Genomic DNA, 22,193 nt, shown 5'->3' on the forward strand with positions numbered 1-22,193 from the left:
CTGCATGATTTCCTTGGTGATGCCCTGGATCTTGATGTCCATCTGCAGTGCGGTCACGCCGTTCGACGTACCTGCCACCTTGAAGTCCATGTCGCCGAGGTGATCTTCGTCGCCGAGAATATCGGTCAGCACGGCAAACTTGTTGCCTTCGAGGATCAGGCCCATTGCGATACCGGCGACCGGCGAGGTCAGCGGCACACCGGCGTCCATCATGGCGAGGCTACCGCCGCACACCGATGCCATCGACGACGAACCGTTCGACTCGGTAATTTCCGACACCACACGCACGGTGTAGCCGAAATCGTCCGCGCCCGGCAGGCAAGCCACCAGTGCGCGCTTGGCCAGACGGCCGTGACCGATTTCGCGACGCTTGGGCGAACCCACGCGACCCGTTTCACCCGTCGAGAACGGCGGGAAGTTGTAGTGCAGCATGAAGCGGTCACGGTACTCGCCGTGCAGCGCGTCGATGATCTGCTCGTCGCTCTTGGTACCCAGCGTGGCCACCACGAGTGCCTGCGTTTCGCCGCGGGTGAACAGTGCCGAACCGTGGGCACGCGGCAGCACGCCGGTGCGGATCGTGATCGGACGCACCGTACGCGTGTCGCGGCCGTCGATACGCGGCTCGCCAGCCAGAATCTGGCTACGCACGATCTTCGATTCCAGATCGAACAGGATGTTGCCGACTTCGATGTCGTCCGGCGCCGACTCACCCTTGGCGGTCGCGGCGTCGCCCAGCTTGGCGAGGACGTCGCTGTTCACGGCACGCAGTTGTTGCGTACGAGCTTGCTTTTCACGCGTCTGATAGGCGGCGCGCAGCGGGCCTTCGGCCAACTCGCCGACTTGAGCGATCAGGGCGTCGTTCTTGGCAGCCGGGGCCCATTCCCACTCGGCCTTGCCACCTTCGCGCACGAGGTCGTGGATCGCGTTGATCGCGGTCTGCATTTGCTCGTGACCGAACACCACGGCGCCCAGCATCACGTCTTCCGGCAGTTCCTGCGCTTCCGATTCCACCATCAGCACGGCTTGTTCCGTACCGGCCACGACCAGGTCGAGCTTCGACTGGGCGATCTGCTCACGCGACGGGTTGAGCACGTACTGGCTGTCGACGTAGGCAACGCGTGCGGCGCCGACCGGGCCGTTGAACGGCAGACCCGAGATGGCCAGCGCGGCCGAAGCACCGATCAGGGCCGGGATGTCGGCCGGCACTTCCGGGTTGAGCGAGACGACCTGCACCACGACCTGGACTTCGTTGTAGAAGCCTTCCGGGAAGAGCGGGCGAATCGGACGGTCGATCAGGCGCGACGTCAGCGTTTCGTTCTCCGACGGACGGCCTTCACGCTTGAAGAAGCCACCCGGGATCTTGCCGGCGGCGTAAGTCTTTTCCAGATAATCGACGGTCAGCGGGAAGAAGTCCTGACCCGGCTTGGCCTTCTTGGCGCCGACGACCGTGGCGAGCACGACCGTATCGTCCATGTCGACGAGCACGGCACCGGATGCCTGGCGAGCAATCTCACCGGTCTCCATGCGAACCGTGTTTTGTCCCCATTGGAAAGACTTGACGACTTTATTGAACATTTGCACTCCTATATCGAATCGCGCGAATGCAGCAGCGGCGCGATATCGCTGCCGGGGTGATCCCGACGCCTTGCAGGGGGGAGTGTTATGCCATTCCAGCGTTGCTCGGCCGACTGCCGTGCGCTCTGATGCGACCCTGGAATGACACAAGCCCTGCTTGCCGACGAGGCCCCGTAAATCGGGAACCCGGCACAACGGCCAGGTTGCTTGCCCGAAAGACGCGCAAATGGCATCCAACGGGCGGCGCCCAAAAACAAAATGCCTGCATCAGCACGCTGATACAGGCATCTCGTCGTAATCGTAATCGCTTACTTACGCAGGCCCAGCTTCTCGATCAGGGCGCGGTAGCGATCTGCATCCTTGCCCTTGAGGTAATCGAGCAGCTTGCGGCGACGGCTCACCATGCGCAGCAGACCGCGGCGGCTGTGGTGATCCTTCATGTGGGCCTTGAAGTGCGGGGTCAGTTCGTTGATGCGCGTGGTCAGCAGCGCAACTTGCACTTCGGGGGAGCCGGTGTCGTTGGCGGCGCGGGCGAATTGCGCCACGACGTCCGACTTCTTGATATCTGCGTTCGACATTGTCTTTTCCTTTAATCACACGCGGTCACGGAAGAATGGCCGTGCCGTGAACTTACAAAAACATGTGCAACGAGGCTGCACATAAACAAAAACTGCAAGTGCGCGATTATACGGGAAATAGCGTCACGACGCCATAATTTTCCGCGCTTTGCCCCAACGGGCGGGGCCGGACGGCCGATTCCCCCGTCGCGAGCCGCGATATTCCCGGAACAATTCCGAAAAATTCAGCAAATTATCGCCAAAATCCGCAATAAATCCGGTGTCGGACGATCCGGGCACCTGGCACGCCCGGATGACCGCCCCAGGCGCTCTCAGCGCTGTCGCGCCATCCGGCAGGTGCTCGGCAGTGCCACCTTGCTCGCCGGCAGCTCCATGACCGTCTTGAAGCCGTAGCCAGAGCCTTCGTTATCGAACTTCACGCCCGGCTCACCGGCACGGCGCATGACGGACACGTAGAGCGGCTCGAGCATCTGATGATCGTTCGCCCGCATCCAGGCATCGGCGGGCGCTTCGCGAATCCGACGATTCTCGAGCGCGCGCGCCACGGTCGTCACATCGGTCGTTCCCGCCTGCTCCAGCGCCGCCGCGATCATGTCGATCATCACGCTCATGCGCAGCAGCGGGTAGTCGTCGCGCGCCTCCGGATAACGGGCGCGAAACGCCTTGTAGAACGCATCCGAGGCTTCGCCGCCCACGTTCGGGTGCCACTCTGCCACCGCATACACACGACCGACCCCGGCATCGCCCAACGCGGCCGGGGCGCCCAGCGCATTGCCGTAGAACGTGTAGAACTTGAGCTCCATGCCCTGCTCGCGCGCCGCCTTGACGAGCAAGGTGAGATCGTTGCCCCAACTGCCCGTGACGACGGTGTCGGCGCCTGCCGCACGAATGCGCGCCAGATACGGCGTGAAGTCCTTCACGCGGCCCACCGGACTGAACTGCTCGCCCACGATCTGCACGTCCGGGCGCTTCGCGCCGATCATCTGACGCGCCAGCCCGGCGACCTGACGCCCGAAGCTGTAGTCCTGATTGAGCAGATAGACCTTCTGGATGCTGCCGTCTTCCTTGATGGCTTCGGTCAGCGCCTGCATGCGCATGGCGGCATTGGCGTCGAACGCGAAATGCCAGAAGCTGCATTGCTCGTTGGTGAGCGCCGTGTCGACGGCCGAATAGTTGAAGAACAACATGCGCTGGCCCGGCTCGCGGGCATTGCGCTTGTTGATCGCGTCGATCAACGCGGATGCCACCGCCGAGCTGTTGCCCTGCAAGACGAACGGAATACCGAGATCTCCCGCGGCCTTGAGCTGGACGAGGCTGTCCTCGACTGCGCCCTTGCTGTCGAACACCGTCAGTTCCAGCGGATGGGCCCCATCGCGCAACTTCACGCCACCGCGGGCATTCACCCGATCGATGGCGAAGCGCAGGTTACGCTCGACCATCGCGCCCGCGTTGCCGAACGGCCCACTCATGCCCTCGATGAGCGCGAGGCGGATTGGCGGCGCGGCTTGCGCGAGACCGGCAACCGCCAGCAGGCCGACGGCGCACAACATCGCGCACGAGCGCGCCAGCAAGACTTGAACTTTCATCGAGACCCCAGTAACTCTCTCGGCGCGCATCATAACGTCCCGCTCTTCACGCGGCAAGCCGAGTTGCCCCACGATGGGGCACTCGGCGGTATGCTATCGACAAGCGCGTCACATCGCCCGTTTCCCGATTTCCCCCGACTTCCCCCGATTTCGCCAAATCTTTCCAAAACTTTCCCGGACTTGTCACCCTGATGCGAGGCCATCCATGACGCATTCGCCCCAAGCACGTGAGGGCATCGTAGCCGCGAAGACCACAAATTCCATCGCGCGACGCCGTGGCGTCACGCGCGCCGCCAATGCCTTGCGCTGGATTGCCGCCGGCGCGCTCGCCCTGTCGCTGACCGCCTGCTATACGGCGCCGTGGCAACAGCTACCGCCGAACGCGTCGCAGGCCGACGTTCAGGCACAACTCGGCAAACCGAGGGAAGTCTACCCGCTGGCGCCGGGCGTGACGCGCTGGCTGTACCCCACCAAACCGTTCGGCGAAGAGACGATCGCCGCCGACTTCGACGCCCAGGGCCGCCTGCTCGCGACCACGCAGGTACTCTCCACGCAGGAGTTCAACAAGGCCGAGATCGACAAGTGGACGAAGACCGACGTGCTGCATCACTTCGGCGAGCCGGTCGAGACGTCGGCCTTCCCGCGCATGCAGCGCGAAGTCTGGACCTACCGGTTCAAACAGGACGACGTGTGGTTCTCGATGATGAACTTCTACTTCGATCCGGATGGCGTGCTGAAAACCACGCAGATCAGCCCCGATCCGCTGCACGAGAAGCGCGACAACAACCTGTTCTGACCGGCCCCCGGTCGTCAGGGGTCGACCAAACAAAACGCCCGCATGCCGGACTTCCGGGATACGGGCGTTTTGCGTGACGCCGCGAAGACGGCGGACGTCCGACCAGCTTACGGCGTGAGCTGGGGATTGAGTTTCTCGGCCTTCGAATAGAGCTTGTTGAGCGCCGACAGATAAGCCTTCGCGGACGCCGCAACGATATCCGGATCGGTGCCCACGCCGTTCACGATGCGGCCCGCCTTCGACAGACGCACCGTCACCTCGCCCTGCGACTGGGTGCCCGTCGTGATGGCGTTCACCGAGTACAGCAACTGTTCGGCACCGCTCTTGACCTGCGACTCGATGGCGTTGAGCACGGCGTCGACAGGCCCGTTGCCTTCCGCTTCACCCACGAGTTCCTTGCCTTGCGCCGTGAACACGACACGCGCGCTCGGACGCTCGCCCGTCTCCGAATGCTGCGCCATCGAGACGAGATAGAAATGCTCGTTGCCTTCGGCCTGCGCTTCGTTCGAGACGATCGCCAGAATGTCTTCGTCGAAGATCTCCGACTTCTGGTCGGCGAGTTCCTTGAAGCGGGCGAACGCCGCATTCACATCCTGCTCCGACTCCATTTCGATGCCGAGTTCCTGCAGGCGCTGCTTGAACGCGTTGCGGCCCGAGAGCTTGCCCAGCACGATCTTGTTCGCGGTCCAGCCCACATCTTCCGCGCGCATGATTTCGTAGGTGTCGCGCGCCTTGAGCACGCCGTCCTGGTGAATGCCCGACGCGTGCGCAAACGCGTTGGCGCCCACCACAGCTTTGTTCGGCTGCACGTTGAAGCCGGTGATCTGCGAGACGAGCTTCGACGCCGGCACGATCTGCGTCGTATCGATGCCGAGTTCGAGGCCGAAGTAATCCTTGCGGGTCTTGAGCGCCATCACGACTTCCTCGAGCGACGTGTTGCCAGCGCGCTCGCCCAGCCCGTTGATCGTGCACTCGATCTGACGCGCACCGCCCAGTTGCACACCCGCGAGCGAGTTCGCCACGGCCATGCCCAGGTCGTTGTGGCAGTGCACCGACCAGACCGCCTTGTCCGAATTCGGCACGCGCTCGCGCAGCGTGCGCACGAGCTGGCCATACAACTCCGGCACGCCGTAGCCGACGGTGTCGGCCACATTGATGGTCGTTGCGCCCTCGGCGATCACGGCCTCGAGCACGCGGCACAGGAAGTCCAGATCCGAGCGGCTGCCGTCTTCCGGCGAGAATTCGATGTTGTCGGTGAACTGACGCGCATAGCGCACGGCGAGCTTCGCCTGCTCGAACACCTGGTCCGGGCTCATGCGCAGCTTCTTCTCCATGTGCAGCGGCGACGTGGCGATGAAGGTGTGAATGCGCGCCGAATTCGCGCCCTTGAGGGCCTCGGCAGCTCGGGCGATATCGCGATCGTTGGCGCGCGCGAGCGAGCACACGGTGCTGTCCTTCACAATGCCCGCGATGGCCTGAATGGCCTCGAAGTCACCGTTCGAGCTGGCGGCGAAGCCGGCTTCGATGACGTCCACGCGCAGGCGCTCCAGTTGGCGCGCGATGCGGATTTTCTCGTCGCGCGTCATCGACGCGCCCGGCGACTGTTCACCGTCGCGCAAGGTCGTATCGAAAATGATCAGCTTATCGGCCATGACTCTCTCCTGTGGGGATCTCGTAGGGTTCGGTTTGTTCTTGATGATGTCGGGGGCGCTGCGCATCCATGGGCCGACGTTTCGCCCTGCCCTCGACGGCACCGGTAGTGCGATCGTCGTACGGGCAGGCAACTACCGGGAGGGAATCAGCGCGCGACGCGCGCAGGCATGACCGGCCCGAAGGCGGATAAACGGCATGGCATTGGCGGTGCGAGAGGAAGGCCCGAAGCCGGGATGGCGCCTCAAATCATGAGCGCCAATATAGTCCCAATCGGGTGTTTTCGCAACGCGAGCAACGGCCGAAAGCCCTTTATCGGCGGGCGCGTGGCCCGGCAAACGCCTGCCGTGCACCCAAACGAAACAGCCCGGCGCGAGGCCGGGCTGGAGGTCATCCCTTAGCGCGCAATCAGAGCGGCGGAATGCGCAGCTTCTGTCCCGGATAGATCTTGTCCGGGCTGGTCAGCATCGGCTTGTTGGCTTCGAAGATGGTGTTGTACTTGTTGGCGTCGCCATACACCGACTTGGAGATGGCCGACAGCGTGTCGCCGGAGACCACCGTGTAATAGGTCGATTCCGGCTCGGCGGTCGACACGGACATCTGATCGTCGACATTGGCCACGCCCTTCACATTGCCTGCGCAGAGCAGCGCCTTTTCCTTCGTCGCCTGATCTGCCGCCACACCGAATACGGCGACCGTGCGGGTCGCGCCATCGAACGTCACGGTCAGGCCGGTGATGTTCAGATTCTGCGTGTTGATGTAGTTCTGAATGGCGTCGGCGGCTTTCCGATTGGCGTCGTCTGCATCGGGGCCGGGTGCCGGCGGTTCGGCGGCTTCCGCCTTGCTGCCCAGAAGTGCCTGACCTGCCTCTTTCACGAAGTCCAGAATGCCCATGATTGCTCCTTCCTCACGTCGAACTACGAAACGGCGCCGGATCCGGCCAGCGTTGCCACGGCAAGCCCGGGCCACGGGGGGTACTTCCGCTACTTCTGCGTTTACCGGGGTCAAGACTACAACATCCCTGTGCCGAAAAACGTAACAAGTGTTACAGCCGGATGTGACAAGGGGCGTACACAGACGCCCCTTGATCTCGATGCCTTTCCCGCCGGCGTGTCGCTTACTCGTCGACTTCGCCGAAGATCCGCTGTCGGCGGCCCTTCAGGAAGCGGAATGCCCAGAGGACATAACCGGAGATGCTGTACAGGCAGAACATGCCGAAGAGCACCAGCGGCGGATCGGACGACACCAGAATGAAGCCGACCATGAAAAGCAGCACCACGCCGAACGACACACGTTGACGCACGTCGAGCGCCTTGCCGCTATAGAACGGCGCGTTCGACACCATCGACATACCCGCGTAGATCGTCAGTCCGAACGCCACCCACGGCATCCAGAAAACGTTCACGGGCAGCTTGTTGTCGATCGTGATCCAGACGAACCCGGCGATCAGCGCCGCTGCCGCCGGACTGGCCAGCCCCTGGAAAAAGCGCTTGTCGACCACGCCGATGTTCGTATTGAAACGCGCCAGACGCAGCGCCGCCCCGGCGACGTACACGAACGCCGCGAGCCAGCCCCATTTGCCGATTTCATGCAGGATCCACTCGTACATCACGAGCGCAGGCGCCACGCCGAACGACGTCATGTCCGAGAGCGAATCGTACTGCTCGCCGAATGCGCTCTGCGTGTTGGTCATGCGGGCAACGCGCCCGTCCATGCCGTCGAGCACCATCGCGAAGAAAATCGCAATAGCGGCCTGCTCGAAACGGTCGTTCATGGCCTGCACGATCGCGAAAAAGCCGCAGAACAGCGCGGCCGTCGTAAAGGCGTTCGGCAGCAGATAGATACCGCGATTGCGCGGACGCACCGGCAGATCGTCCTCCCCATGCGGGTCGTGGTCTTCGTTCATCAATGGCTCTGAGGAATCCTTGTTACGGCCGAAGGGCGAAAGATGCCTGACGTTATTGCGCAAGCGGCCGCGATGATTTTCCGGCATCCGTACCTCCGTGACTGACTTACAGCTCGGCGAGGATCGTCGAGGTGGCCGACACCTTGTCGCCAATGGCCACACGCGGGCGCGAGCCCAGCGGCAGGTAGACGTCGACGCGCGAACCGAAGCGGATGAAACCGTAGCGCTGGCCGCGCGAGAGCGTGTCGCCGACCTTCACGTAGCAGAGAATGCGGCGAGCGATCAGCCCGGCCACCTGCACGCTCGTGACAATCTGGCCGCCCACGTCGATCACCAGGGCGTTGCGCTCGTTTTCGAGCGAAGCCTTGTCGAGATCGGCATTCAGGAAACGCCCCGGGAAATATTCCACCTTGGTAATCGTGCCGTCAACCGGGGCACGATTCGAGTGAACGTTGAAAACGTTCATGAACACGCTGATCTTCAGCGCTTCACGGCCGGCATACGGATCTTGCGTAGTTTCGATGGCGACGATGCGGCCGTCGGCCGGCGAGAGCACCGCACCGGCCTGCTGCGGAATCTGGCGCGGCGGGTCGCGGAAGAATTGCAGTACGAACAGGGCAATCACCCAGAACGGCGCGGCCCAAAGCACGCCGGCCATGAAGTGCACGACGAGCGCGACGGCGACGGCGATACCCAGGAAGGGCCAGCCCTCGCGGGCAATGATCGGGTGAGGATAATTCATGCGATTGAACTCGCGTCCTTGGTAAAACGGTTGAGTGAGCGGATCGGCCTGCGTTGGGTCGAACCGTGGCGTGGCGGCATTGTAGCAATGCGCGCGTCGCGGTGACACTTTTTCCCCAATCGACACGCGGATGACATAAAAAAACCGCCCGTCTTGCCGCAGCGACAGCTACGGCAAGACGGGCGGCCAGATGCGTCAGTTCAGAACTTAGTTCTTCGACTGGTCGACGAGCTTGTTCTTGGCGATCCACGGCATCATTGCGCGCAGCTTGCCGCCGACTTGCTCGATCTGGTGCTCGGCCGTGATACGACGGCGCGAGATCAGGGTCGGGGCACCGGCCTTGTTTTCCAGGATGAACGACTTGGCGTATTCGCCGGTCTGGATGTCGGTCAGGCACTGCTTCATGGCCTTCTTCGTCTCTTCGGTCACGACGCGCGGGCCGGTGACGTACTCGCCGTACTCGGCGTTGTTCGAGATCGAGTAGTTCATGTTGGCGATGCCGCCTTCATAGATCAGGTCGACGATCAGCTTCAGTTCGTGCAGGCACTCGAAGTAGGCCATTTCCGGCGCATAACCGGCTTCGACCAGCGTCTCGAAACCGGCCTTGATCAGCTCGACGGTACCGCCGCACAGCACGGCTTGCTCGCCGAACAGGTCGGTTTCCGTTTCTTCACGGAAGTTCGTTTCGATGATGCCGGCACGGCCGCCGCCGTTGGCTGCTGCGTACGACAGGGCGATGTCGCGAGCGGCGCCCGACTTGTCCTGTGCCACGGCGATCAGGTGGGGCACGCCGCCGCCTTGCGAGTACGTCGAGCGCACCGTGTGGCCCGGGGCCTTCGGGGCGATCATGATGACGTCGAGGTCGGCGCGCGGGATCACGCAGCCGTAGTGCACGTTGAAGCCGTGCGCGAAGGCCAGGGCAGCGCCTTCCTTGATGTTGGCGTGCACTTCGTTCTTGTACACGTCGGCGATCTGCTCGTCCGGCAGCAGCATCATGACGATGTCAGCCGACTTCACGGCTTCTGCCACTTCCTTGGTGTTCAGGCCGGCGTTGACCGCCTTGTTCCACGAAGCGCCGTTCTTGCGCAGACCGACCGTCACGTTCACGCCGCTGTCCTTCAGGTTCTGGGCGTGGGCGTGGCCTTGCGAGCCATAACCGATGATGGTGACTTGCTTGCCCTTGATGAGGGAGAGGTCGGCGTCTTTGTCGTAGAAAACTTTCATTTGGAATTGTCCCGTAATGCCAAAAAAATAACTGAAATCAGAATATGGATCGAAATCCGCTTACCGCGTTGTCGCTGCCGGTCAGACCTTCAGGATGCGCTCGCCGCGCCCGATGCCCGAGCCGCCGGTACGAACCGTCTCGAGAATCGCCGTACGATCCAGCCCTTCGATGAAGGCGTCGAGTTTCGACGAATTCCCCGTGAGTTCGATCGTGTAGGTCTTTTCCGTAACGTCAATGATGCGGCCGCGGAAAATATCCGACATCCGCTTCATCTCTTCCCGCTCCTTGCCCACGGCGCGAACCTTGATGAGCATCAGCTCACGCTCGATATGCGCACCTTCGGTCAGATCCACCACCTTCACCACCTCGATCAGGCGGTTCAGGTGCTTGGTGATCTGTTCGATGACGTCGTCGGAGCCCGTCGTGACCACCGTCATGCGCGAAAGTGACCGGTCCTCGGTCGGCGCGACGGTAAGGGTCTCGATATTGTAGCCACGTGCCGAGAAAAGGCCGACCACACGCGACAGCGCGCCCGGCTCGTTCTCGAGCAAAACAGAAATAATGTGCCTCATGGTGTATCCCGGATTGTCCTGGTTTGGGACGTCGCGCCCGTGCACCGGCCAAGCCGGCAGCCACTGGCGGCGCACACGCGCCTCGTCGTTTTACAGATCTTCCGAACCGAGCAGCATCTCGCTGATGCCCTTGCCCGCCTGGACCATCGGCCAGACGTTTTCGGTGGGATCCGTTTGGAAATCCATGAATACCGTACGATCCTTGAGCGCCAGCGCCTCGCGCAGTGCCGGCTCGACGTCCGACGACTTCTCGATGCGCATGCCCACATGACCGTACGCCTCGGCGAGCTTCACGAAGTCGGGCAATGCGTCCATGTACGAACTGGAGTAGCGCTTGCTGTATTCGATCTGCTGCCACTGGCGAACCATGCCCAGGTAGCGGTTGTTGAGCGACAGGATCTTGATCGGCGTGCGGTATTGCAGGCACGTCGAAAGCTCCTGGATGCACATCTGGATCGAGCCTTCGCCGGTGATACAGGCGACTTCGGCATCCGGATGCGCCATCTTCACGCCCATCGCGGCCGGCAGGCCGAAGCCCATCGTGCCCAGCCCACCCGAGTTGATCCAGCGGCGCGGCTTGTTGAAGCGATAGTATTGCGCAGCCCACATCTGGTGCTGGCCCACGTCCGAGCACACGAAGGCTTCGCCATCGGTGAGCTTCCAGTAGGTCTCGACCACATGCTGCGGCTTGATGATCTCGCTCTTGCGATCGAAGGCGAGGCAGTCGCGCGAGCGCCATTCCTCGATCTGCTTCCACCAGCCGGCCAGTGCCTCGGTGTCCGGGCCGTGTTCGGCCGTCTGCAGATTCTCGATCATTTCGCGCAGCACTTCCTTCACGTCGCCGACGATCGGAATGTCGACCTTCACACGCTTGGAAATCGACGACGGGTCGATATCCACGTGGATGATCTTGCGGGCGGTGGAGGAGAAGTGTTCCGGGTTGCCGATCACACGGTCGTCGAAGCGCGCGCCGATGGCGATGAGCACGTCGCAGTGCTGCATGGCCATGTTGGCTTCGTACGTGCCGTGCATGCCCAGCATGCCGAGGAACTTGGGATCGCTCGCGCGATACCCGCCCAGGCCCATGAGCGTGTTGGTCACCGGATAGCCGAGCAGATCGCAGAACTGGTTCAGTTCCTTCGATGCATCGGCCAGGATGATGCCGCCGCCGGTATAGATATAGGGACGCTTGGCCGAGAGCAGCAGGCTCATGGCCTTGCGAATCTGGCCCGAATGCCCCTTCGTCACCGGGTTGTACGAACGCAGCGACACCGTCTTCGGATACTCGAAGCGGCAGCGTGCCTTCGACACGTCCTTCGGAATATCGACCAGCACCGGACCCGGACGGCCCGTCTTGGCGATATAGAAGGCTTTCTTGATGGTGGCGGCGAGATCGCGCACATCCTTTACGAGGAAGTTGTGCTTCACGCACGGACGGGTGATACCGACCGTGTCGCACTCCTGGAAGGCGTCCTGACCGATGGCGGCCGTAGGCACCTGCCCGGTGATGATCACGAGCGGGATCGAATCCATGTACGCCGTGGCGATACCGGTGACCGCATTGGTCACACCGGGGCCCGACGTCACGAGGCACACACCGACCTTGTCGGTGGAACGCGAATAAGCGTCGGCCGCATGCACGGCTGCCTGCTCATGGCGCACCAGAATGTGCTGGATCTTGTCCTGCTTGTAGAGTTCGTCGTAGATGTAGAGAACCGAACCGCCGGGATAACCCCACAGATGTTCGACCCCCTCTTCCTGAAGCGAGCGCACGAGAATTTCGGCGCCGATCATGTCTTCGGAAGTATTTTGGTGGCGTGTAGCTTCCGCCTCGGAGAATTCCGCGCTTGGCATGTTCATTGTCGACCTTTCAAAGTTTCGGCAAAAATTTTGATTGGGTGCTCTCCCCGCGAACTTGTGGTCCGGGCTCAAGCTGCGCGTCTGAATGATGGACCCACCTGATGGGCGTGCCGATATTGAGACAATCACAGATATTGCGAACTGGCAACGTTACCGGTTTGCAGCAAAATGGTCAAGCGAGATTATGCATTCGCAGCATGATCGCGAAGTCGCCCTCGTGGAATTCCCGTACCGTGCGCCACGGCGCCCCACGCTGGTGCACAATCTTCACACGATAGGAACCCGACGCACGCGACGCCGTCGTAATGTGACGCAAACGGTGATGCGAAGGCATGCAAAAGCGGTTACAGGCGAGCGCGTTTTTGGTAGCATCCGCTCCGACTACGCGATCTTTACGTAATCTTTACGCTTACACGGCATTTCAAAGGCGCAGCGACCGACGCTGCGTGCACCCCACCGGATGGCATCTGACAAGGAACTGGCGGATTTTCTCGCGGGCATCGAACGGCGCGCCTTCAAGCAGGCCGTCTATGCCGTACGCGACGACGAGGCCGCCCTCGATATCGTTCAGGATGCGATGATCCGCCTGGCCGAGAAGTACGGCGACAAGCCGCCGGCCGACCTGCCGCTGCTCTTCACGCGCATCCTCCAGAACACCATTCACGATTATTTCCGCCGACAGAAGGTGCGAAATACCTGGGTTACGCTATTTTCAAATCTGGCGGGCCCGGGCGACGACGAACGCGACGATTTCGACCCGCTGGAAACCTTGCTGGGCGAGGACGGGTCTGTTCAGACCGAGAGCAGTGAAGATTCGGTTTCGCGTGCCGAAATCCTCTCCGTCATCGAGGCGGAAATACAGAAACTACCGACACGTCAACGGGAAGCCTTCCTCATGCGTTACTGGGAAGACATGGACGTTGCCGAGACCGCCGCCACGATGGGGTGCTCGGAGGGCAGCGTCAAGACGCACTGCTCGCGTGCCACCCACGCGTTGGCACTGGCGTTGAAGGCAAAAGGGATCAGGTTATGAGTCACGATCTGGAAACGAGGGAAATCCGCTTCGCACATCGCGTGCGACTGGCATTGGACGAAGCGTCCGACGCCCCGTCGCCGAATATTGCGGCCCGGCTGGCCGCCGCTCGCCAGGAGGCGCTCGCCCGCAAAAAGCCCGAACCGGTCGCAATCGTGCAACCGGCGCTGGTGCTCGCGGGCGTGGGCGCCATGCAATCGCCGGACATCGGCGGGCCGCGACGCGCGTTCGACAAACTGGGGCGCCTGGGCCTGCTCTGGCCGCTCGCCGCCCTGGTGATCGGTCTGGCGGGCATCGCGTATTGGGAACATCAGCAGCACATTCAGGATCTGGCGGACATCGATGCCGCCGTATTGAGCGACGAACTGCCGTTGTCGGCCTATGCCGATCACGGTTTCAACGCCTATGTGAAGCGTGCCCAGTAGTTCTCCGACCCAAGACCGCCCAGTGACGCGACGCAACGCACTTTTCCTGGTCGCCGCGCTAATCGTGGCCGCGCTTGCCGGCACGGCCGCGCTGCGCCGCTCGCAATCCCCCGAACCGGTGTCAGACCTGCCGCCGACGATCTCCGGCGCGTCCGCGCCCGGCGTCGCCGGTCCGGCCAGCGCGCCGGTCGGCAGTCTCTCGGCCAGTGCCGCCGCCCCCGGCAGCGCCCCTGGCGCCGCCGTCGCACCGAATCCGGGCGGGTACTGGGCCAAACTCACCCCGGCACAGCAAGAAGCCCTCGCCCCCCTCGCGCAGGACTGGAATCGCATGAGCGAACGCCAGCGCGAGAAGTGGATCGAGATCGCCAAGCGTTATCACGGGCTCTCGCCCGAAGGCCGCAAGCGCTTGCATGACCGGATGGCCGACTGGGTTCGCCTGACGCCCGAGCAGCGCCAGCTCGCACGCGAGAGCTATCAGAACGCCAAGGCCCTGCCGCCGGAGCGCAAGGCGCAGGTCTGGCAGCAGTATCAGGAACTGACGGAAGAACAGAAAAAGCGCCTGGCCGACGTCGACAAGAAGCAGTCGAACCGTCCCAACGTGGTCAGCGCACCACCGACCGGCCGACCGGGCGTGAAGAATCCCTACGCCGCCGTGCACCGCAAGGACACGGCTGCTGCGGGCAAGAACGGCACCCTGCCGGCACCCGCGCCCTCGACGGCCTCGGCACCGGCAGCGGCACCCGCAGCGTCGGCTTCCGCGGCCGCGTCGATGCCTGTCCCGGCACCCGCCAGCGCCGGCAACGGTGCGGCCCCGGCGGGCAGCGCCAACGGCGACAAGAACGGCGACGCGGTTTTCAATTCCGACCTTTACCATCACAACTGACGCACGGCGTCAGCCCGCACGGATCGCAACGGCCGCCCCTGAGGCGGCCGTTTGCATTTCCGGCCTCCCTGCGCCCACGAGGCACCGATGCCCGGTCGCGCCACGCAAGCTCACGGCTACCGCGCCTGCCTGACTGGCCCCCCGGCGCATTCTTCCGCATAATGAGCAGCACATAGTCCGACGTGCCCGGCACCGGGGCGCGATGCGCGTCACCTGCGCCCCGCACAGGGCATTCGACAAAAAGATATCCCAGACCACGCCGCGATGACCGACTCCGCTACCCAGTCCGCCACTCAGTCCGCCTCCCCGTCTGCGCCTCAGTCCGCCAGGCAGTCTGCGTCGCCCGGCACCGGCCCCGCCACTTACGCCGTGCCGACACTGCGCCGCCGCGTACTCTCGATGGTCTACGAATCGCTGCTGCTCTTCGGCGTGTTGTTCCTCGCGGGCTATCTGTTCAGCGCCCTCACGCAGCAACGCAGCGGCCTGATGTACCGCCACGCCATGCAGGCGTGGCTCTTCCTCGTGCTCGGCGCGTACTTCGTGTGGTTCTGGACCCACGGCGGCCAGACGCTTGCAATGAAGACGTGGAAGATCCGTCTCGTCGACGCTCAGGGGCAGGCCGTCGGCGTTGCACGCGCCATTGCCCGTTACGTGCTCGCCTGGTTGTGGATCCTTCCGGCCATGGCGATCGACTGGATGTTCGGCCTTACGGGATGGAACAGCGTCGCACTGCTGGCCGGATGGATGGTGCTCTGGGCGCTCGCCATGCGCGTGATGCCGGACCACCAGTTCATCCACGACCGGCTCGCCGGTACGCGGCTGGTCAGCGTGCTGGGCAAATGACGACGCCCCCGCCGGCACCGACCGTGCCGCGCGTCTCGCGCGGACACATGATCTACGGCGGCGTCGAAGTCGGCCTCTCGCTGGTCGTCGCGATCGTCACGTGGGCCACATGGCACAGCCTCTGGGCAACCTTCCTTTGGACCGTCCTATGGCTACCCGTCTCGCATGCGGCCGGGCTTGCTGCGGGCTTCGTCATGGCCGCGAACCACGACCCCACGCCCGAGCGTCGCACTTCCGCCGGCACGAACATCGCGGTCTGGGCTTACGAATGCGCCGCATCGATCCTGCTGCTCGACATCTACCAGCCGTGGTTCAGCGGCATGCCGCTGCCGACACCGACAGGCCCGGCGCGGCCCGTAGCCGTGCTGCTGCTGCATGGCTACGGCTGCAACCGGGCGTTCTGGCTGCGCTTTTCGCGACATCTGGCCGACGCGGGATACATCAGCGAGGCCATCAATCTCGGGCCGATGTTCGGTGACATCGACGGCTACGCCGGCAACGTTGCCGGCGCCGCACAGGGCCTGGCCGAGCGCACCCGGCTGCCCGTCGTGATCGTGGGGCACAGCATGGGCGGCCTGGCGGCACGCGCGGCCCTGCGGCGTTATCCGACGTTGCCGGTGATCCACACGATCACGCTCGGCTCCCCACATTTCGGCACCCTGCATACGCGCAACGGCGTGGGCACGAACGTGCGCCAGATGAGCGTCGGCAGCGAGTGGCTCGTGGCGCTCGCCAACAGCGAGACCGATGCCGCACGCGCGCGCGTCACGTCCATCTACTCGTATCACGACAACGTCGTATATCCGGTGCGCACGTCGGTGTTGCCCGGCGCGCACAATCTCGCACTCGACCGGCTCGGACACGTGTCGCTCGCCACGCATCCGCGCTCGCGGGCGCTGGTGATGGAAACGCTCGAGCGAGTCGCGCAAGGATTACGTCACAGCGACTGACCGCACTCGCGCTGTCGCTTTGCCGCCACGTGCGAAGACACTTTCGCGACACACGCATGACTGTCATCGTGCCTTCACGAAGCCGTGGCGCAATGCTCGCATGTTCAACGCGACGTGCGAGCCGCTATGACGACGACACCCACCTTTGAGCTGCCGATCCCAACGCCTGCCGCTCGCGCCGGTCACTTCGCAGACACCCCACCGGGCCGCCCGACTGCCCCGCCCGCCAGCCCTCCCGCCGCACCGCCCTCCACCATCGATCTCCCGCCGGACACGCCCGATCCGCTCGACCCGCCACCCGAAGGCATCACCCGCTACCGCACGATCTGGCTCTCCGACATCCACCTCGGCACCCAAGGCTGCCAGGCGGAATACCTGCTCGACTTCCTCCGTCACCACGACTCGGACTATCTGTATCTCGTGGGCGACATCATCGACGGCTGGCACCTGCGCAAGGGCTGGCACTGGCCGCAAGCGCACAACGACGTCGTGCAGAAGATGCTGCGTCGTGCGCGCAAGGGCACGCAGGTCGTGTACGTGCCGGGCAATCACGACGAGGCGGCACGGCAGTTCTGCGGACTGGCGTTCGGCGACATCGCCGTGCGAGACGAGGCGTTTCACACCACGCTCTCCGGCAAGCGCCTGTGGATCACCCACGGCGACCTGTTCGATGGTGTGATCCAGCACGCCAAGTGGCTCGCCTACCTCGGCGACTCGCTCTACACGCTCACGCTGCTGCTCAATCGCTGGTTCAATCGCGTGCGCACGCGCTTCGGCTTTCCGTACTGGTCGCTGTCGCAATACCTGAAGCATCAGGTCAAGAACGCCGTGAACTTCATCTCGGCGTTCGAGAACGTCATGGCCGACGAGGCGCGCCGTCGCGGTTGCGACGGTGTCGTGTGCGGGCACATCCACAAGCCCGAGATTCGCGAGATCGACGGCCTGCTCTACTGCAACGACGGCGACTGGGTGGAGAGCCTCTCCGCACTGGTCGAGACCACCGAAGGCGAGCTTCGCATCATCTACTGGACGCAAAAGCGCAAGACGAGCGCCAAGGTGAAGGCCACACCGGTCAGCGCCTGAGCGTCGAATCCACCCGCACACGGAAGGCCGGGCATTGCCGGACGTGTGCACCCCTCACGCGCAGCCATGCGCGTATCACCGATGCGCGCCATGTGCGCGAAGGAGCGCCCGATGAAAATCATGATCATCACCGACGCCTGGGATCCGCAAATCAACGGCGTGGTCCGTACGCTGAAGAACACGCGCGCTCAGTTGGAAGCCGCCGGCCATCGTGTCGAGCTGCTCACGCCGCAGGAATTTCGCACCATTCCGTGTCCGACCTACCCGGAGATCCGCCTCGCCTTCTTCGCCAGCGGACGCGTGCAACGTCGCATCGAAGATTTCGGCCCCGACGCCCTGCATATCGCCACCGAAGGGCCGCTCGGCATGGCGGCGCGCAAATGGGCGATTCGCCATGACTTCCCGTTTACCACGGCCTATCACACGCGCTTCCCCGAGTACGTGCAGGCACGCTTCGGCTTCCCGCTCGCCACCACTTACCGCTTCTTGCGGTGGTTCCACAAACCGTCGCGCGCCGTGATGGCGCCCACCCCCGTGGTCAAGCGCGACCTCGAAGCGAACGGTTTCGACAATGTGGTGCTGTGGACACGAGGGGTCGATCTGGACATCTTCCGTATGCAGGACGCACATGTGCTAAATTCGGCACATCCGATTTTCCTCTACGTAGGGCGAGTTGCCGTGGAGAAAAATATCGAAGCCTTCCTGAAGCTCGACCTGCCGGGCTCGAAATGGGTCGCGGGCGAAGGGCCGCAACTGGCCGAACTCCGTTCGCGCTATCCCGACGTGAATTACCTCGGCATGCTCTCGCAACCCGAGCTGGCGAAGGTGTACGCGTCGGCCGACGTGTTCGTCTTCCCGAGCCGCACCGACACCTTTGGCCTGGTACTGCTCGAAGCCATGGCCTGCGGCCTGCCCGTGGCAGCCTACCCGGTGACCGGCCCGATCGACGTGCTCGACGGCTGCCCGGAGGGTGAAGCCGGCGCGCTGCGCGAAGACTTGCGCGAAGCCTGTCTCGATGCGCTCAAGGTCTCGCGCGAGAGCGCACGTGCCTGGGCCGAGCGCTTCTCATGGCAGGCCGCCTCCGAGGAATTCGCGGCGCACCTGCATCCGCGCAAGCCCGAGCCGTCGCTCGCGCCTGCGGTCTGATCCACCTACAAAGCCCGTTGCGGCGAGGAACCTGACGCTTGTTCATCGATCACCCGCCGCCACGCGACAAACAACCGAATCCGTACAAGGGCAACCGGGGCGTGATGCGCGCCTGGCGTGCCCTGAAATACTCGCTGTCCGGGTTCAAGTTTGCCGTGTTCGAGGAGAGCGCCTTCCGGCAGGAACTGGCGCTCGCCGCCATCCTGCTGCCGGCGGCCATCTTCCTTCCGGTGACGGCCGTCGAGCGCGTGCTGCTCATCGGCTCGATCCTGCTCGTGCTCATCATCGAGCTCATCAATTCGAGCATCGAAGCGGCCATCGACCGCATCTCGCTCGAACGTCACGAACTATCCAAACGGGCCAAGGACTTCGGCAGCGCCGCCGTCCTGGTTGCCCTCGGCCTTTGTCTGCTCACCTGGGTTTCGTTGGCCGGACCCGTCATTGTGGATCTCGTGCGTACTGCCTTTTTCTGATATCGCGCGCCGCCCCGCTTCCCCTGCTTGGCAGGGTGCGGCTGCCGGGTATAATCGGTCGCCGTATACCTGATACTCCTCAACATAAAGGCAAGCGGAGAAATTCCTTCGCCGAGCTTGCCGCTCACCGGGGCCGACAGTCATGGAAGCAAAGCCGCCACGCCGAACCCGCGAACGAATTCTTGAGGTGTCGCTTCGACTCTTCAACGAAATCGGCGAACCCAACGTCACGACCACCACGATTGCCGAGGAGATGAAAATCAGCCCGGGCAATCTGTATTACCACTTCCGCAATAAAGACGACATCATCAACAGCATCTTTGCGCAGTTCGAGCAGGAAATCGAACGGCGACTGCGGCTGCCTGACGATCACAAGCCCACGCTCGACGAAGTCTGGACCTACCTGCAATACATGTCCGAATTCCTGTGGCGCTTCCGTTTTCTTTATCGCGATCTCAACGATCTGCTCGCACGCAATCGCACGCTGGAGACGCATTTCAAGCAGATCGTCGGACACAAGAAACGCTTCGCACGCGAAATGTGCGACCTGCTCGTGGCCGACGGCGAGATGGAGATCACGCCCGAGCAGATCGACGTGGTCACCACCAACATGGTGGTGCTTTCCACGTATTGGTTGTCCTATCAGTTTGTGATGAATCCGCGCAAGTACAACGATCCCGAGGAGATAGGCGCCGGGTTGCATCAGTCGAGTTATCACATCCTCTCGCAGATGGCCCCGTATCTAAAGGGTCACTCGCGTGACCTATACGAAAAGATGGCGCGGGAGTCATCGTCCAAGGGAGCACAGTAAGGCATGTCGTCGGAAGTCAAATCCATCTGTATTTATTGCGGCGCGGCCACGGGCGTGCGCCCGGCCTACGCCGAGGCCGCTCGTGAGCTGGGGCGCCGCATGGCCGAAGCAAGCATTCGTCTCGTGTATGGCGGCGGCAAGGTCGGCCTAATGGGCATCATCGCCGACGCCGTGCTCGCACATGGCGGGCAGGCCATCGGCATCATCCCGAAGGCGCTGATGGAGAAGGAAGTCGGACACACGGGGCTCACCGAGCTGCACGTTGTCGAGAACATGCACCAGCGCAAGCAGATGATGGCCGACCTGTCGGACGCCTTCATCGCCATGCCGGGTGGCATCGGAACCTGCGAAGAGCTGTTCGAAGTCTTCACGTGGTTGCAGATCGGCTATCACGCCAAACCGATCGGCCTGCTCAATGTCGAGCAGTATTACGATCCGTTGATGGTGTTCCTCAAGTCGATGGTCACGGAGCAATTCCTCAAGGGACCGCAACTCGACCAACTGCAGATTGCCACGTCGCCCGAAGCGCTGCTCGACACGATGCGCCACTTCAAACCGTCGCAAATCGACCGCTGGGCCCACCAGCGCACGCAGATCTGAGCGTCTTCGGGCGCCGTTCAGCGCCCGAAGGACTTCCCGCGTTCTGCGCCCCGCTGTGCGGCTGATCTGTCGCACAGCGTTCGTTTCCGTACCGCCCTGCCCCTTCCGCTGCGTTGAACTCTTGACGCATCACGGACTCAGACTTCCGTTGCCAACGTAGTTCTTTCGGCACGTCCGCCCCGATGCCCGCCTGGGTCAACATTCTCCGACGAGCAACCTGCCTATCATGTTAAAGATGCTTCGCCCCATGCGGCTGCTGCGCTCACGCTGGCTGCGCCCGCACGCCGATCGGCTGCTGCGCCGCAGCCTGTGGCAAGCCACGCCGCGCGGCGTCGCCATCGGCCTCGCGTGCGGCGTCTTTTTCGGCATTCTGATTCCGTTCGGGCAGATGCTCGTGGCGATTCTCGCGGCGGCCCTGCTGCGGGGAAATCTGTTTCTCGCGGCCATCGGCACGCTCGTGACCAATCCGCTGACGGTGCCGTTCGTCTATCTGGGTGCTCACCGTCTGGGACGCTGGATGCTGACATGGTCACCGCAAGCCGAGCTTGATGCCACAGTCGCGGCCGCCACACGGGCGAGCGAGAGTCTCTGGAGCCAACTGACGCACTTCGAGTTCGGCACCGCGACGCTGCATCTCGCCACCGGACTCTCGGCCTGCGCCATCGTCGGCGGGGTGCTGGCCTACGTGATCGGCTACTTCGCGATCCATTGGCGCGAGCGTCGCCGTAGTGTGACGACGATGCCGGCAACGCCGGCGACCGCAGCGTCGCGCCGCCGCGCCTGACGGCCGGCACTCCCGCCCTTGCCGCTCGTCAGAACGACGAACCCGGCTGCTTCAGGAACGCCACTTCCTCCGGCGTCGACATCCGGCCCAGCGCCGCGTTACGGTGCGGATAACGTCCGAAACGTTCGATGATGACGGCGTGCTTGCGCGCGTAGTCGAGGTTATCGACCAACCCTGACGCCTTGGCCAACTGCTCATACAACGCCAGCGAGGCGTGCTGACTCTCCAGCGATTCGTCGTGCTCGAACGGCAGATAGACGAAGACACGATGCTGTGGCGTCGGCAGACGCTGATCGTCGCCCGCCTCGACCAGACGCCGCGCCACCGACAGTGCCCGCGCGTCGCCCGCGAAGGCCTTCGCCAGCCCGCGATAGAGGTTGCGCGAGAACTGATCGAGGACGACGATCAAGGCGCAGGCACCGAGCGGCGTCTGCGTCCAGTCGTCAAGCGCACCCGCCAGCGCCTGCTCGTGCAAGGCGCCAAAGCGGTGGCGAATCTCCTCGTCGAACGCGTCCGACTTGCGAAACCACTCGGCGCGCGCCATGCCGTACTCCGGCGAATCGGGCAGGCCGAACCAGAAGTCGAGCACAGCCTGCCAGGGTTGAACTTGCGGGGAAATCTCGGTTGCCGGCGTCGCCATCGATAGCCCTGTTACGTTGGGGGAGATGGCAA

General features: G+C 63.3%; 23 protein-coding genes. 12 read left to right on the forward strand and 11 right to left on the reverse strand.

Going from position 1 to position 22,193, the window contains the following annotated elements; translation table 11 throughout:
• From pnp to ABWO90_RS21060, 3 genes are all read right to left on the reverse strand, one after another.
• A partial coding sequence (pnp, locus tag ABWO90_RS21050; protein WP_353193178.1) for a polyribonucleotide nucleotidyltransferase occupies positions 1-1,581 on the reverse strand: 1,581 nt, incomplete at its 3' end.
• Between the two features lie 302 nt (positions 1,582-1,883).
• Positions 1,884-2,153, reverse strand: coding sequence for a 30S ribosomal protein S15 (rpsO, locus tag ABWO90_RS21055; protein WP_039397648.1), 270 nt, complete (start codon positions 2,151-2,153; stop codon positions 1,884-1,886).
• A gap of 311 nt (positions 2,154-2,464) precedes the next feature.
• Positions 2,465-3,739 (reverse strand): branched-chain amino acid ABC transporter substrate-binding protein, encoded by a 1,275-nt coding sequence (locus ABWO90_RS21060; protein ID WP_502922671.1) that lies wholly within the window; start codon positions 3,737-3,739, stop codon positions 2,465-2,467.
• 205 nt (positions 3,740-3,944) lie between these two features.
• Between ABWO90_RS21060 and ABWO90_RS21065 the strand changes: the two genes are divergently transcribed.
• Complete coding sequence (locus ABWO90_RS21065) at positions 3,945-4,535, forward strand: hypothetical protein (RefSeq protein WP_353193179.1); 591 nt, start codon at positions 3,945-3,947, stop codon at positions 4,533-4,535.
• A 107-nt stretch (positions 4,536-4,642) separates the two neighbouring features.
• Here ABWO90_RS21065 and ABWO90_RS21070 read toward each other — a convergent pair whose 3' ends face one another.
• The 7 genes from ABWO90_RS21070 to ABWO90_RS21100 form a co-directional block, all read right to left on the reverse strand.
• Positions 4,643-6,187, reverse strand: coding sequence for a 2-isopropylmalate synthase (locus ABWO90_RS21070; protein ID WP_353193180.1), 1,545 nt, complete (start codon positions 6,185-6,187; stop codon positions 4,643-4,645).
• A 406-nt stretch (positions 6,188-6,593) separates the two neighbouring features.
• A complete protein-coding gene (lysM, locus tag ABWO90_RS21075) occupies positions 6,594-7,079 on the reverse strand; it encodes a peptidoglycan-binding protein LysM (protein ID WP_353193181.1) in 486 nt (161 codons plus the stop codon).
• A 223-nt stretch (positions 7,080-7,302) separates the two neighbouring features.
• Positions 7,303-8,178, reverse strand: a complete 876-nt coding sequence (locus ABWO90_RS21080; RefSeq protein ID WP_353193182.1) for a CDP-alcohol phosphatidyltransferase family protein — start codon at positions 8,176-8,178, stop codon at positions 7,303-7,305.
• 19 nt (positions 8,179-8,197) lie between these two features.
• Positions 8,198-8,833, reverse strand: coding sequence for a phosphatidylserine decarboxylase (locus tag ABWO90_RS21085; RefSeq protein WP_353193183.1), 636 nt, complete (start codon positions 8,831-8,833; stop codon positions 8,198-8,200).
• 207 nt (positions 8,834-9,040) lie between these two features.
• Positions 9,041-10,057 carry a ketol-acid reductoisomerase gene (gene ilvC / locus ABWO90_RS21090; protein ID WP_023595472.1) on the reverse strand — a complete coding sequence of 339 codons (1,017 nt, stop codon included), beginning with the start codon at positions 10,055-10,057 and terminating at the stop codon, positions 9,041-9,043.
• Positions 10,058-10,138: 81 nt separating this feature from the next.
• Complete coding sequence (gene ilvN, locus ABWO90_RS21095; protein WP_023595471.1) at positions 10,139-10,630, reverse strand: acetolactate synthase small subunit; 492 nt, start codon at positions 10,628-10,630, stop codon at positions 10,139-10,141.
• 90 nt (positions 10,631-10,720) lie between these two features.
• Positions 10,721-12,490 carry an acetolactate synthase 3 catalytic subunit gene (locus tag ABWO90_RS21100; protein WP_353193184.1) on the reverse strand — a complete coding sequence of 590 codons (1,770 nt, stop codon included), beginning with the start codon at positions 12,488-12,490 and terminating at the stop codon, positions 10,721-10,723.
• Between the two features lie 460 nt (positions 12,491-12,950).
• Between ABWO90_RS21100 and ABWO90_RS21105 the strand changes: the two genes are divergently transcribed.
• The 11 genes from ABWO90_RS21105 (at position 12,951) to ABWO90_RS21155 (ending at position 21,521) form a co-directional block, all read left to right on the forward strand.
• A complete protein-coding gene (locus ABWO90_RS21105; protein WP_353193185.1) occupies positions 12,951-13,523 on the forward strand; it encodes an RNA polymerase sigma factor in 573 nt (190 codons plus the stop codon).
• Complete coding sequence (locus ABWO90_RS21110) at positions 13,520-13,948, forward strand: DUF3619 family protein (protein WP_353193186.1); 429 nt, start codon at positions 13,520-13,522, stop codon at positions 13,946-13,948. The genes ABWO90_RS21105 and ABWO90_RS21110 overlap by 4 nt, the downstream gene beginning before the upstream one ends.
• A 22-nt stretch (positions 13,949-13,970) precedes the next feature.
• On the forward strand, positions 13,971-14,831 hold the full coding sequence (locus ABWO90_RS21115) for a DUF3106 domain-containing protein (protein WP_353193187.1): 861 nt from the start codon (positions 13,971-13,973) through the stop codon (positions 14,829-14,831).
• Positions 14,832-15,095: 264 nt separating this feature from the next.
• On the forward strand, positions 15,096-15,674 hold the full coding sequence (locus tag ABWO90_RS21120; protein ID WP_353193188.1) for an RDD family protein: 579 nt from the start codon (positions 15,096-15,098) through the stop codon (positions 15,672-15,674).
• Positions 15,671-16,624: a lipase family alpha/beta hydrolase gene (locus ABWO90_RS21125; protein ID WP_353193189.1), complete on the forward strand. Its 954-nt coding sequence runs from the start codon at positions 15,671-15,673 to the stop codon at positions 16,622-16,624. Before ABWO90_RS21120 ends, ABWO90_RS21125 begins: the two co-directional genes overlap by 4 nt.
• A 126-nt stretch (positions 16,625-16,750) precedes the next feature.
• Positions 16,751-17,707: a UDP-2,3-diacylglucosamine diphosphatase gene (locus tag ABWO90_RS21130; RefSeq protein WP_502922672.1), complete on the forward strand. Its 957-nt coding sequence runs from the start codon at positions 16,751-16,753 to the stop codon at positions 17,705-17,707.
• 111 nt (positions 17,708-17,818) lie between these two features.
• A complete protein-coding gene (locus ABWO90_RS21135; RefSeq protein WP_353193190.1) occupies positions 17,819-18,853 on the forward strand; it encodes a glycosyltransferase family 4 protein in 1,035 nt (344 codons plus the stop codon).
• Between the two features lie 38 nt (positions 18,854-18,891).
• A complete protein-coding gene (locus ABWO90_RS21140) occupies positions 18,892-19,326 on the forward strand; it encodes a diacylglycerol kinase (protein WP_353193191.1) in 435 nt (144 codons plus the stop codon).
• Between the two features lie 142 nt (positions 19,327-19,468).
• Complete coding sequence (locus ABWO90_RS21145) at positions 19,469-20,137, forward strand: TetR/AcrR family transcriptional regulator (RefSeq protein ID WP_353193192.1); 669 nt, start codon at positions 19,469-19,471, stop codon at positions 20,135-20,137.
• Positions 20,138-20,140: 3 nt separating this feature from the next.
• Positions 20,141-20,737, forward strand: a complete 597-nt coding sequence (locus ABWO90_RS21150; protein WP_353193193.1) for an LOG family protein — start codon at positions 20,141-20,143, stop codon at positions 20,735-20,737.
• A gap of 226 nt (positions 20,738-20,963) precedes the next feature.
• Positions 20,964-21,521 carry a DUF2062 domain-containing protein gene (locus ABWO90_RS21155; RefSeq protein ID WP_353193194.1) on the forward strand — a complete coding sequence of 186 codons (558 nt, stop codon included), beginning with the start codon at positions 20,964-20,966 and terminating at the stop codon, positions 21,519-21,521.
• A gap of 28 nt (positions 21,522-21,549) precedes the next feature.
• Here the strand turns inward: ABWO90_RS21155 and ABWO90_RS21160 are convergent, their stop codons facing one another.
• On the reverse strand, positions 21,550-22,161 hold the full coding sequence (locus ABWO90_RS21160) for a DUF924 family protein (RefSeq protein WP_502922674.1): 612 nt from the start codon (positions 22,159-22,161) through the stop codon (positions 21,550-21,552).
• Positions 22,162-22,193 lie beyond the last annotated feature (32 nt).

It is taken from the genome of Pandoraea pnomenusa (assembly GCF_040391475.1).
Taxonomy (GTDB): Bacteria; Pseudomonadota; Gammaproteobacteria; order Burkholderiales; family Burkholderiaceae; genus Pandoraea; species Pandoraea pnomenusa_C.